The sequence below is a fragment of the Rhodococcus sp. NPDC059968 genome, assembly GCF_042738615.1.
Lineage (GTDB): Bacteria > Actinomycetota > Actinomycetes > Mycobacteriales > Mycobacteriaceae > Rhodococcus_F.
In genome coordinates, this window is the sequence record NZ_JBHWUE010000109.1 from 16633 (window position 1) to 29598 (window position 12966).

A 12966-nucleotide genomic window follows, 5' to 3' on the forward strand; every position below is an offset into this window, starting at 1 on the left:
ATGCCGCTGACCCCTGTCCTCAGCCGTTACTGGGGCGAGCCCGAATCCTGGACCCTCGACACGTACCGTCGCCACGACGGGTACGAGGGGCTGCAGAAGGCGCTGCGCATGGACCCGGACGAGGTCATCTCGACGGTCAAGGAGGCCGGACTACGCGGTCGTGGTGGTGCCGGGTTCCCGACCGGAATGAAGTGGTCGTTCATCCCGCAGGGCGACGACAAGCCGCATTACCTCGTGGTCAACGCCGACGAGTCCGAACCGGGCACCTGCAAGGACATGCCGCTCCTGCTGGCCACGCCGCACGCGCTCGTCGAGGGCGTCATCATCGCGGCGTACGCGATCCGCGCCGGGCACGCCTTCATCTATGTGCGCGGGGAGGTGGTGCCGGTGCTGCGCCGGCTGCAGGCCGCGGTCGCGGAGGCGTATGCGGCGGGCTACCTCGGGAAGAACATCCTGGGCATCGGTTTCGACCTCGAGTTGGTCGTGCACGCGGGTGCGGGGGCGTACATCTGCGGGGAGGAGACGGCGCTGCTCGACTCGCTGGAGGGTCGCCGCGGCCAGCCTCGGTTGCGTCCGCCGTTCCCCGCGGTGGCCGGTCTCTATGCGTCACCGACCGTCGTCAACAACGTCGAGTCGATTGCGAGTGTCCCGCCGATCATCGTGAACGGCATCGAGTGGTTCCGGTCGATGGGGAGCGAGAAGTCGCCGGGCTTCACCCTGTACTCCCTGTCCGGGCACGTGACGAAGCCCGGACAGTACGAGGCCCCGCTCGGAATCACCCTGCGGGAGTTGCTCGAGTACGCGGGGGGAGTCCGCGCCGGGCATCGATTGAAGTTCTGGACCCCGGGCGGTTCCTCGACACCGATCTTCACCGACGAGCATCTCGACGTCGCCCTCGACTACGAGGGCGTCGGCGCCGCCGGATCGATGCTGGGCACCAAGGCCCTGCAGATCTTCGACGAGACCACGTGTGTGGTGCGTGCCGTGCTCCGCTGGACCGAGTTCTATGCGCACGAGTCGTGCGGCAAGTGCACGCCCTGCCGGGAAGGCACCTATTGGCTGGTGCAGATCCTGGAGCGTCTCGAGAGAGGGGAGGGGACCGATGCCGATCTGGAGAAGCTGCTCGACATCGCCGACAACATCCTCGGCAAGTCGTTCTGCGCTCTCGGTGACGGTGCGGCCAGCCCGATCATGTCCTCCATCAAGTACTTCCGAGACGAATACCTCGCACACTTCGAGCAGGGTGGCTGCCCGTTCGACCCGCATCAGTCCACGCTCATGGCTGGAGTTCACGCATGATGCCTGCGAAAGAAGTGAACAACCAAGTGAGCAATCACGTGAGCGTTGTCATCGACGGCGTCGAGGTCAGTGTCCCCAAGGGCACGTTGGTGATTCGTGCCGCGGAGATGATCGGCATCCAGATCCCGCGGTTCTGCGACCATCCGCTGCTCGATCCGGTCGGTGCGTGCCGTCAATGTCTCGTCGATGTGGAGGGGCAGCGCAAGCCGCTCGCCTCCTGCACCACGACTGTCACCGACGGCATGGTCGTCCACACCCAGCTCACGTCGCCCGTCGCCGACAAGGCGCAGAAGGGCGTGATGGAGTTGCTGCTGATCAACCATCCCCTGGACTGCCCGGTGTGCGACAAGGGCGGCGAGTGCCCCCTGCAGAACCAGGCGATGTCCAACGGGCGCGCGGAGTCGCGCTTCGGTGAGGTCAAACGCACGTTCCCCAAACCGATTCCGCTGTCCACGGAGGTCCTGCTGGACCGCGAGCGGTGCGTGCTGTGCGCGCGGTGTACGCGGTTCTCTCAGCAGGTCGCCGGGGACCCGTTCATCGAACTCATGGAACGGGGCGCGCTGCAGCAGGTCGGGATCTACGCGAAGGAACCGTTCGAGTCGTACTTCTCCGGCAACACCGTCCAGATCTGCCCGGTGGGTGCGCTGACGGGTTCCGCGTACCGCTTCCGGGCCCGCCCGTTCGACCTGGTCTCCAGCCCCAGCGTGTGCGAGCACTGCGCGAGCGGGTGCGCCCAGCGCACCGACCACCGGCGGGGCACAGTGCTGCGCCGGCTGGCGGGCGACGATCCCGAGGTCAACGAGGAATGGAATTGCGACAAGGGGCGGTGGGCATTCGCCTACGCCACCGAGCGCGACCGAATCAGCACCCCTCTCGTCCGCGGCGACGACGGCACGCTGGCACCCGCCTCCTGGTCGGAGGCTCTGGCGGTCGCGGCGCGGGGACTGGCCGGTGCGCGGGGCAACGCAGGTGTTCTCGTCGGGGGCCGGTCCACGTGGGAGGACGCCTACGCCTACGCGAAGTTCGCGCGAACAGCGCTCGGCACCAACGACATCGACTTCCGCAGTCGCGCACACTCCGGCGAGGAGGCCGAGTTCCTGGCCGCCCGGGTGGCGGGGCAGCGACTCGCGGTCACCTACGAGGACCTCGACGCCGCGCCGGTCGTCCTTCTCGTCGCGTTCGAGCCGGAGGAGGAGTCGCCGATCGTGTTCCTCCGGCTGCGCAAGGCCGCGCGTGCGAAGGCCGTTCCGGTCTACTCGGTCGCCCCGTACACGTCCCGTGGCCTGGAGAAGATGTCCGGCAGGCTGCTGCGGTCCGCGCCGAATGCCGAGCCGGAGCTGCTCGACGGACTCCGCACGGGTGATTTGGAGCCGGGTGTCACCGAGCTGCTGCGCCGGCCGGGTGCGGTCATCATGGTCGGGGAGAGACTCGCCGGGGTGCCGGGGGCGCTGTCCGCCGCGGTCCGCCTGGCCGACGACACCGGGGCCCGGCTGGCCTGGGTGCCGCGACGTGCAGGCGAACGCGGTGCACTCGAGGCGGGCGCGCTGCCCGGACTGCTGCCGGGTGGCAGACCGGTGGGCGATCCCGAGGCTCGGCGGCAGGTCGCGTCGGCGTGGAACGTCGCGGATCTGCCGGATGCCGCGGGCCGGGATACCGCGGGCATCCTCGCCGCGGCCGAGGCGAAGACGCTCGGGGCGCTGGTGATCGGTGGTGTCGAGGCCGACGATCTTCCCGACCCGCAGGCCGCGTTGGCCGCGGTCGAGGCGGCAGGGTTCGTCGTGAGTCTGGAACTGCGCCACAGTGCGATCAGCGAGCGCGCGGACGTGGTGTTCCCCATCGCGCCGGTCATGGAGAAACCGGGCACCTTCCTCGACTGGGAAGGGCGCGCACGCGATTTCGACGCCGCCCTCCGCGCCACCGGGTCGATGCCCGATCAGCGGGTGCTCCACGCGATCGCCGGCGAAATTGGTGTCCCGCTGGGTCTTCCGGACGCCGCGACCGCACGGCGCGAACTCGAGAGGCTCGGCGCCTGGGACGGGGAGTTCCCGGATCCGCCCGACCACCCGCAACCGCCGCGGCGGGAACCCGGGCCGGGGGAAGCGGTGCTCGCCACCTGGCGGATGCTGCTCGACTCGGGACGGCTGCAGGACGGGGAACCGCACCTGGCGGGCACTGCCCGGACGCCGCTCGCGCGGATGTCCGCGGCCTCGGCAGCCGAGACGGGTGCCGGTGACGGAGATCCGGTCACCGTCACGACGGAACGGGGCGCCGTCACCCTGCCGTTGGTGATCACCGACATGCCGGATCGGGTGGTGTGGCTGCCGCTCAACTCGCTCGGATCCGCCGTCTACCGGCAACTGGCCACCCGGGCGGGGAGCGTCGTGAACGTCCGCCGTGCGGCCGGCACCAACGGGATCGTCCCGGGAGGTGCGCTGTGACGATCGAGGCCGTCTACCCCGACCCGGCGCTGTTCGGTCACGACCCGTGGTGGCTGGTTCTCGGCAAGGCCCTGGCCATCTTCGTGTTCCTCGTCCTCACCCCGCTTCTGACGATCCTGGCCGAACGGAAGGTCATGGCGTGGATGCAGATGCGCGTCGGCCCGAACCGGGTGGGCCCGCGGGGCATGCTGCAGAGCCTCGCCGACGGCATCAAGCTCGCGCTGAAGGAGGGGATCGTCCCGAAGGGTGTGGACAAGCCGATCTACATCCTGGCGCCGATCATCGCCGCGGTACCGGCGTTCATGGCGTTCGCCGTGATCCCGTTCGGCCCGGCGGTGTCGATCTTCGGGCACTACACGCCGTTACAGCTGACGGACCTCCCGGTCGCCGTCCTCTACGTCCTCGCGGCCACGTCGATCGGCGTCTACGGCATCGTGCTCGCCGGCTGGGCGTCCGGCTCCACCTACCCGTTGCTGGGTGGGCTGCGCTCGACGGCACAGGTGATCTCGTACGAGATCGCGATGGCGTTGTCGTTCGCGGCCGTCTTCCTGGACGCCGGAACGATGTCCACGTCGGGCATCGTCGCCGCCCAGGAACACACTTGGTACGTCTTCCTGCTGCTGCCGTCGTTCCTGATCTACGTCACGTCGATGGTCGGCGAGACCAACCGGGCGCCCTTCGACCTGCCCGAGGCCGAAGGCGAACTGGTCGGCGGGTTCCACACCGAGTACTCCTCTCTGAGCTTCGCGATGTTCATGCTCGCCGAGTACGTGAACATGGTGACGGTTTCAGCGCTCGCCACCACGCTGTTCCTCGGTGGCTGGCACGCCCCGTTCCCGCTCAGCCTGTGGGACGGCGCGAATTCCGGCTGGTGGCCGGTGCTGTGGTTCACGCTGAAGGTCTGGGGCTTCCTGTTCGTGTTCGTCTGGCTGCGCGCCACGCTGCCCAGGCTGCGGTACGACCAGTTCATGGGTCTCGGCTGGAAGATCCTGATCCCGATCTCGCTGGTGTGGGTCATGATCGTCGCCACCGTCCGGGCCTTCCGCAACGAGGGTTACGACGCCCGGTCGATCGCGCTCGTCGTCGCGGGCCTCGTCGTGGCCCTCGTCGTGGTGGTGCTCCTGTGGAAGCGCCTGCGTCCGGGCCGTGTTCCCGCACCCGAGAAGCCGGTCGAGCCGCGGGGACGGGCCGAGCTGTCCCCGGAGACACTCGAACCGTTCGACCCCATGGCCGGTGGATACCCGGTTCCGCCGATGCCGGGTCAGACGCTGCCTGCGTTCCGGCGCACGCCCGTCTCCGTCACCGGCGCGCACTCCACCGGCTCGACCCAGGAGGACAGTGATGACTAAATTCCTCGGCCCCATAGCGGGTTTCGGCGTGACCTTCTCGACGATGTTCAAGAAATCGAACACCGAGTTCTACCCGGAGGAGAAGGTGCCGACGGCGCCCCGCTACCACGGCAGGCACCAGCTCAATCGTTACGCGGACGGGCTGGAGAAGTGCATCGGGTGCGAACTGTGTGCCTGGGCGTGCCCCGCCGACGCCATCTTCGTGGAGGGTGCCGACAACACCGACGAGGAACGCTTCTCGCCCGGCGAGCGGTACGGCCGGGTGTATCAGATCAACTACCTGCGCTGCATCGGGTGCGGGCTGTGCATCGAGGCGTGCCCGACGCGGGCGCTGACCATGACCAACGAGTACGAGATGGCCGACGACAACCGGGCCGGCCTGATCTACGAGAAGGACCGGCTGCTGGCCCCGCTCGAGTCCGGCATGGTCGAGTCGCCGCACCCGATGGCTCCGGGCGCCACCGCCGAGGACTACTACCGCGGCACGGTGACCGGGGGAGCGGCGGCTGCGTCGCAGGACGGGTCCGAGGTCGAAGAGTCGGCGGGGGACAGGCCGTGATCGAGGGAGGAGAGCCGACGTGGTGAACACGATGCCGTCCGCGGTCCAATTGGTCGCGGAACCCTTCACCCAGACCTCGACGGGCGAGGGCGTGCAGTTCTGGGTCCTCGCGACCGTGGCGGTGATCGGCGCGCTCGGAGTAGTCAGCGCAACCAAGGCCGTCTACTCGGCGATCTTCCTCGCGACGACCATGATCATCCTGGCCGTGTTCTACATCGCCCAGGGCGCGCTCTTCCTCGGCGTCGTGCAGATCGTGGTGTACACCGGCGCGGTCATGATGCTGTTTCTGTTCGTGCTCATGCTCATCGGCGTCGATTCCTCCGAATCCCTCGTGGAGAACCTCCGCGGTCAGCGCGTGGCCGCGATCGCGGCGGGACTGGGATTCGGACTGCTGCTGATCGGCGGCATCGGGAGTGCGTCCGTCTCCGCGTTCACCGGTCTCGATCAGGCCAACGCGGCGGGTAACGTCGAGGGGCTGGCCGAGCTCGTCTTCCTCCGGTACGTGTGGGCTTTCGAACTGACCGGTGCGCTGCTGATCACCGCGACCATCGGTGCCATGGTGCTCGCCCACCGGGAGCGTTTCGAGCGGCGGAAGGACCAGCGCGAGCTGTCCCAGGACCGCGTCCGCGAGGGTGCCCGTGTGACACCGCTGCCCAGTCCGGGGGTCTACGCCCGGCACAACGCGGTCGACATACCGGCGTTGCTGCCCGACGGCACGTTCTCCGAGCTGTCCGTCAGCCGGTCGCTCGAACGGCGGCCGAGCCTGCCCGCCCGGGCGCTCGGCACCGCGGACGTCGCGACCCCCGAACCCGAAGCGGCCGACGAGGGCGGTCGGCGATGAACCCCGAGAACTACCTCTACCTGTCGGCGCTGCTGTTCACGATCGGCGCGGCCGGGGTGCTGATCCGCCGCAACGCGATCATCGTGTTCATGTGCATCGAACTGATGCTCAACGCCTCGAATCTGGCGTTCGTGACGTTCGCCCGGATGCACGGCAACCTCGACGGCCAGGTCTTCGCATTCTTCACGATGGTCGTCGCGGCCGCCGAGGTCGTCGTCGGTCTGGCGATCATCATGACCATCTTCCGTTCCCGCCGTTCGGCTTCCGTCGACGACGCCAACCTCCTCAAGAACTGACGGGTCCCCGATGACGCACATCCTCGAGAAGGTGACTTTGCCCGACGACGACACCCCGATCGGCGGTGCGGCATGAGCGGAACGCTCTCGTCGGCCGTGTGGCTGCTGCCGGTTCTGCCGCTCCTCGGCGCCGCCGTGCTCCTGCTGGCGGGCCGGCGCAGTGATGCGTGGGGCCATCTCCTCGGCTGCGCGACGGCGCTGGTCTCGTTCGCGCTCGGCGTCGTCTTCTTCGTCGACATGCTGGGCCGGGACGCAGCCGAGCGGGTCGTGCACCAGACCCTGTTCAGCTGGGTGCCGGTCGGCGAACTCCAGGTGGATTTCGGTCTCCAACTCGACCAGCTGTCCGTGTGCTTCGTGCTGCTGATCACCGGGGTGGGTTCGCTGATCCACATCTATTCGATCGGGTACATGGCACACGATCCGGAGCGCAGGCGATTCTTCGCCTACCTCAATCTGTTCCTCGCGGCGATGCTGCTGCTGGTGCTGGCCGACAACTTCCTGGGCCTGTACGTCGGGTGGGAGGGCGTCGGTCTCGCCTCGTACCTGCTCATCGGGTTCTGGCAGTACAAGCCGTCCGCGGCGGCGGCCGCGAAGAAGGCGTTCGTGGTCAACCGCGTCGGCGACATGGGCCTGGTCCTCGCGATCATGATCATGTTCTCGACCTTCGGCTCGATCGAATTCGCCGACGTGTTCACGCGTGCCGGCGCCGCGAGCGAGGGGGTGCTCACCGCGATCGGGCTCGCACTGCTGCTCGCCGCCTGCGGCAAATCGGCGCAGGTCCCCCTGCAGTCCTGGCTCGGTGACGCGATGGAGGGTCCGACACCGGTGTCGGCGCTCATCCACGCCGCGACCATGGTCACGGCGGGTGTGTATCTGATCGTCCGATCCAACGCGATCTTCGATCTGGCCCCGGGTGCCCAGCTCGCTGTCGTGATCGTCGGTGCGGCGACCCTGCTGTTCGGCGCGATCATCGGCTGCGCGAAGGACGACATCAAGAAGGCGCTGGCGGCATCCACGATGAGCCAGATCGGGTACATGGTGCTGGCCGCCGGTCTCGGGCCGGCCGGGTACGCGTTCGCGATCATGCTGCTGCTCACCCACGGCTTCTTCAAGGCCGGTCTGTTCCTCGGCGCAGGATCGGTGATGCACGGCATGAACGACGAGGTGAACATGCGCCGCTACGGTGGTCTGCGCACCTTCATGCCGATCACGTTCGTGACGTTCGGGTTGGGATACCTGGCCATCATCGGGATTCCGCCGTTCTCCGGCTTCTTCTCCAAGGACAAGATCATCGAAGCGGCATTCGCCGCCGAGGGCGTCCAGGGCGTCGTCCTCGGAACGGTCACGCTGCTCGGCGCGGGACTCACCGCCTTCTACATGACCAGGGTGATGCTGATGACCTTCTTCGGACAACCGCGGTGGGCTTCCGGGGCCAGCGACGCGAAGGGGAATGTTCTCGTCGCCGACCCACACGAATCGCCAGGGGTGATGACGGTGCCGATGATCCTGCTCGCGGTGGGCTCGGTCGCCGCCGGCGCCCTCCTCGCTGTCGGCTCCTCCCTGCAGCACTGGCTGGAACCGGTCGTCGGCGCCCACCACGGCGAGCCCGCCCTGCCCGTGTGGGCGATCACCGCACTCACGCTGGTGGTGGTGCTCGCGGGAGTCGCGGTGGCCTACCGGCAGTACGCTCGGCAGCCGATCCCCGAGGTCGCGCCGGCGGACGTCACCGCGTTCACTGTTGCGGCCCGGAAGGACCTGTACGGCGACGCGTTCAACGAGGCGGCGCTGATGCGTCCCGGGCAGGAGCTGACGCGAACACTCGTGACCGTCGACGGCAGGGGAGTCGACGGTGCCGTCAACGGGTTCGCCGCGCTCGTCGGCGGAACGTCGATGCGGGTGCGGCGCCTGCAGACCGGGTTCGTCCGTTCGTACGCGCTGTTCATGTTCGCGGGTGCGGCCCTTCTGGTCGCCACGATGCTGGTGAGGCTGTGGTGAGCGGCTTCCCGTGGCTGACCGCCCTCTGGGTGCTGCCACTCGTCGGTGCCGGTGTGGTCCTGGCATTGCCCGTCCACAGGCGCGCGCTCGCGAAATCCGTCGCCGTGGGTGTGTCCGTGGTGGTGCTGTGCCTGGCGGTCGTGCTGGCGATCCGGTTCGATCCGACCGGCGAGCAGTACCAGTTCGTCGAATCTCACGCCTGGATCCCGGCGTTCGGCACCCGGTACATCCTGGGCCTGGACGGCATCGCGCTCGTCCTGGTGCTCCTCACCACCGTTCTGGTGCCGCTGCTGTTGCTGGCGGGGTGGAACGACGGTGACACCGCGCCCGACTACGGGCAGCGGCGGATGGCCCACACGTACGTGGCGCTGACGCTGATGGTCGAGGCGATGGTGATCATGTCGTTCACCGCCCTCGACGTCCTGCTCTTCTACATCTTCTTCGAGGCCATGCTCATCCCGATGTACTTCCTGATCGGAGGATTCGGCGGGGCGGGGAGGTCGTATGCCGCGGTGAAGTTCCTGCTCTACAACCTGTTCGGCGGCCTGATCATGCTGGCTGCGGTCATCGGGGTGTACGTGGTGACGGCGCGTCAGGACGCCTTCGGCGGCGGCACCTTCGACTTCCGGGTGATCGTCGCCGAAGGGCTGGACGCCGACCCCGGCGTGCTGAAGGCGCTGTTCCTCGGTTTCATGTTCGCGTTCGCGGTCAAGGCGCCGTTGTGGCCGTTCCACACGTGGCTGCCGGGCGCCGCGGTGGAAGCCACCCCGGCCAGCGCGGTGCTCATGATGGCCGTCGTCGACAAGGTCGGGACGTTCGGCATGCTGCGCTACTGCCTGCAGATGTTCCCCGAAGCGTCCGCGTACTTCGCACCGTTCGTCACGGTGCTGGCGGTGATCGGAATCATCTACGGCGCGGTACTGGCCATCGGCCAGACCGACGTGATGCGACTGATCGCCTACACGTCGATCTCGCACTTCGGGTTCATCATTCTCGGCATCTTCGCCATGACGAGCCAGGGACAGGCCGGATCGACGCTGTACATGGTCAACCACGGCATCTCGACCGCGGCGCTGTTCCTGATCGCGGGGTTCCTGGTGTCCCGCCGCGGCACCCGCCTCATCGCCGACTACGGCGGCGTGCAGAAGGTCGCGCCGGTGATGGCAGGGACGTTCCTCGTGGCGGGACTCGCCACGCTGTCGCTGCCGGGCCTGGCGCCGTTCATCAGCGAGTTCCTCGTCCTGGTCGGCACGTTCTCGCGCTACCAGATCGCTGCCGTGGTCGCGACTTTCGCGCTCGTCCTCGCCGCGATCTACGTGCTGTGGCTCTATCAGCGGATGATGACCGGACCGCTGAAGGAGGGCAACGAGACCGTCCGCGACCTCGTGCGCCGTGAGATCGCGGTCGTGGCGCCGCTGATCGCCCTGCTGCTCGTCCTCGGCGTCTACCCCAAGCCCGTGCTGGACGTCATCACCCCCGCGGTGAGCCACGTCCTCGTCACCGTCGGTCAGCACGATCCCGCACCCACCGTCGCCGGGCAGGACCCAGAGGGAGGCACACACCGATGAGTACCTCCGAACTCGTACTCGCCCAGTCCACGACGTTGCGCGCGCCGGACATCGAATACGGCCAGCTGGCACCCATGTTGATCGTGTTCGGCGTGGCCGTCGCCGGTGTGCTCGTCGAGGCGTTCCTGCCCCGGCGCGGCCGCTACTCGAGCCATCTCGTACTCGCGCTCGGAGGACTCACCGCCGCGTTCGTGGCCGTCGTCATGCTCGCCGGAACCCGCGACTCCACCGTCGCGGGCGCGGTGGCCGTCGACGGTCCGACACTGTTCCTCCAGGGAACGATCCTGCTGATCTCGATCCCCGCGATCCTGCTCATCGCCGAGCGGAGCGTCGACAGCGGGGTCGCCGCGGCGACCGCGGAGGTAACAGCCGCGAGTGCAGCCGAGCCGGAAGGCGGAACCGACGCCTTCACCCCCCAGGCGTTCGCTGTTCCCGGCAGCGTCGCCGAACGGGAGGCCACCAAGAGCGCCCCAGGGCATACCGAGGTCTTTCCCCTCACCCTGTTCGCGGTCGGCGGGATGCTCCTGTTCCCGGCGTCCAACGACCTCCTCACCATGTTCGTGGCGCTCGAGGTCCTCTCGCTGCCGCTCTACCTGCTGTGCGGGCTGGCGCGGCGTCGCCGTCTCCTGTCGCAGGAGGCGGCCCTCAAATACTTTCTGCTCGGGGCGTTCTCGTCCGCCTTCTTCCTGTTCGGTGTGGCCCTGCTGTACGGCTACGCGGGCACCGTCGAGTTGCCGCGGATCGCCGACGCGCTCGCCCGGGGCACCGACGACAAGACGCTGGCGCTGATCGGAACCGCGCTCCTGTCGGTGGGCCTGCTGTTCAAGATCGGTGCCGTCCCGTTCCACTCCTGGATTCCCGACGTCTATCAGGGTGCGCCGACTCCGATCACCGCTTTCATGGCGGCGGCCACCAAGGTCGCGGCCGTCGGCGCGATGCTGCGCATCTTCTACGTGGCACTGCCCGACCTGCGCGCGGACTGGCGGCCGGTGATGTGGGGCGTCGCCATCCTCACCATGGTGGTCGGTGCGGTCATGGCGGTCACGCAGAACGACGTCAAGCGGATGCTCGCGTATTCGTCGGTCGCGCACGCCGGATTCATCCTCACCGGTCTGATCGCGGCCAACCGGGCGGGCCTGTCGTCCACGATGTTCTATCTCCTGGCGTACGGGTTCAGCACGCTCGGCGCGTTCGCCGTCGTCACCCTGGTGCGGGACAGCCGGGGCGAGGCGACGGACCTGTCCCGCTGGGCGGGACTGGGGCGGCGTTCGCCACTGGTCGGCGGCGTCTTCGCGCTGTTCCTGCTCGCGTTCGCCGGAATCCCCTTGACGAGTGGGTTCGTCAGCAAGTTCGCGGTCTTCCAGGCCGCCATCGAGGGCGGTGCCGTTCCGCTCGTCCTCGTCGGTGTCGTCAGCAGCGCGATCGCGGCGTTCTTCTACGTCCGCGTCATCGTCCTGATGTTCTTCTCGGAGCCGCAGAGCGACGCCCCGACGATCGTGGTGCCCAGCATGTTCACCGCCGCGGCCATCGCGGTCGGAGTGGTGGTGACGGTGGTTCTCGGAATCCTGCCGCAGGGGGCACTCGATCTGGCCGACCAGGCTGCGGTGTTCTTCCGCTGACTCGTGGCGCCGCCGGTTCGGCGCGGGTCGCGAGTGTCCGATGTGACGGATGTAGTCCAAGTGGCTGGCGGGACCCGTGTGAGTGTGGTGGAATGCAAACCGGACAACATACCGACTGAGCGAGAGTGAATGTCGGAGACACGCCGGAGCGCGACCGATCGGATATGGGGGCCACAGTGCAGATTTCTCGGAGAGACCTGTTCCGGTACGCGGCAGCGGGATCCGCTGTGGCCGGGATCGCGGCACTCGCGTCCACCACGTCCTCGGTCGCCGTCGCGAAGGCGGACAGCCTCGGCATCCTGATCGACTACGCCGGTGGGGTGCCTTCGGCGGACGCGATCCTCGAGGCCGGGTATGCCGGCGCCATCCGCTACGTGTCCGACCGCCGGCCCGGCGCCGAGTGGATGGAAGGCAAGCCGATGCTCGCCGACGAGGCGCAGGCGTTGCTCGACGCCGGACTGTCGGTCGTCTCGTGTTATCAGTTCGGCAAGGGGTCGACGGCCGATTGGCGCGGCGGTCTCGAGGCCGGCAAGCGGCACGCGGAGCGCGGACTCGAATTGCATCTCGCCGCAGGCGGTTCCGAGGACCGACCCATCTACGCGTCCATCGACGACAATCCTTCGCCCGCCGATTTCCTCACCATGATCGCCCCGTACCTCGCCGGGTGGGAGTCGGTGGTCGGCAAGGCCAACACCGGCATCTACGCCAACTCCAAGACGCTGGATCTGGCGGTCCTCGCCGGGCTCGGGTCGTGGTATTGGCAGCACGATTGGGGCACACCCGAGGGGTACGTTCACCCGTCGGCGCACCTGCACCAGTACGAGATCGACGCGAGCAACGTCGCCGGGGTCGGCATCGATCTCAATGACATCCTGAAGCCCGACTACGGCCAGTGGTGACCGCTAGGCCGAAGTTACTGCTATGAGAACGAGCGAACCCCCGGTTGAGCTGGGGGTTCGTTGTTTTCGGTTGTGGTTGTTCTGGCTACCTGACCGTGTGGGG

The 12966-nt window shown here is 68.0% G+C and carries 10 protein-coding genes; all 10 read left to right on the plus strand.

From position 1 onward, the window contains the following. The 10 genes from nuoF (at position 1) to ACFWAY_RS45150 (ending at position 12863) form a co-directional block, all read left to right on the plus strand. Positions 1-1299, plus strand: a complete 1299-nt coding sequence (nuoF, locus tag ACFWAY_RS45105; RefSeq protein WP_378515130.1) for an NADH-quinone oxidoreductase subunit NuoF — start codon at positions 1-3, stop codon at positions 1297-1299. After that, positions 1296-3737: an NADH-quinone oxidoreductase subunit G gene (locus tag ACFWAY_RS45110; protein WP_378515132.1), complete on the plus strand. Its 2442-nt coding sequence runs from the start codon at positions 1296-1298 to the stop codon at positions 3735-3737. Before nuoF ends, ACFWAY_RS45110 begins: the two co-directional genes overlap by 4 nt. Next, positions 3734-5086, plus strand: a complete 1353-nt coding sequence (gene nuoH, locus ACFWAY_RS45115) for an NADH-quinone oxidoreductase subunit NuoH (RefSeq protein WP_378515134.1) — start codon at positions 3734-3736, stop codon at positions 5084-5086. Before ACFWAY_RS45110 ends, nuoH begins: the two co-directional genes overlap by 4 nt. After that, entirely contained in the window at positions 5079-5645 is a 567-nt protein-coding gene (gene nuoI / locus ACFWAY_RS45120; protein ID WP_378515136.1) for an NADH-quinone oxidoreductase subunit NuoI, read from the plus strand. Before nuoH ends, nuoI begins: the two co-directional genes overlap by 8 nt. Before the next feature lie 31 nt (positions 5646-5676). Next, complete coding sequence (locus ACFWAY_RS45125; RefSeq protein WP_378451731.1) at positions 5677-6486, plus strand: NADH-quinone oxidoreductase subunit J; 810 nt, start codon at positions 5677-5679, stop codon at positions 6484-6486. Then, positions 6483-6782 carry an NADH-quinone oxidoreductase subunit NuoK gene (gene nuoK / locus ACFWAY_RS45130; protein WP_005239116.1) on the plus strand — a complete coding sequence of 100 codons (300 nt, stop codon included), beginning with the start codon at positions 6483-6485 and terminating at the stop codon, positions 6780-6782. The genes ACFWAY_RS45125 and nuoK overlap by 4 nt, the downstream gene beginning before the upstream one ends. Positions 6783-6854: 72 nt before the next feature. Continuing rightward, on the plus strand, positions 6855-8777 hold the full coding sequence (gene nuoL / locus ACFWAY_RS45135) for an NADH-quinone oxidoreductase subunit L (RefSeq protein WP_378515137.1): 1923 nt from the start codon (positions 6855-6857) through the stop codon (positions 8775-8777). Continuing rightward, complete coding sequence (locus ACFWAY_RS45140) at positions 8774-10345, plus strand: NADH-quinone oxidoreductase subunit M (RefSeq protein ID WP_378451596.1); 1572 nt, start codon at positions 8774-8776, stop codon at positions 10343-10345. Before nuoL ends, ACFWAY_RS45140 begins: the two co-directional genes overlap by 4 nt. Further along, positions 10342-11964 (plus strand): NADH-quinone oxidoreductase subunit NuoN, encoded by a 1623-nt coding sequence (gene nuoN / locus ACFWAY_RS45145; RefSeq protein ID WP_378515138.1) that lies wholly within the window; start codon positions 10342-10344, stop codon positions 11962-11964. The genes ACFWAY_RS45140 and nuoN overlap by 4 nt, the downstream gene beginning before the upstream one ends. A 164-nt stretch (positions 11965-12128) precedes the next feature. Continuing rightward, positions 12129-12863 (plus strand): DUF1906 domain-containing protein, encoded by a 735-nt coding sequence (locus ACFWAY_RS45150; protein ID WP_378515139.1) that lies wholly within the window; start codon positions 12129-12131, stop codon positions 12861-12863. Positions 12864-12966 lie beyond the last annotated feature (103 nt).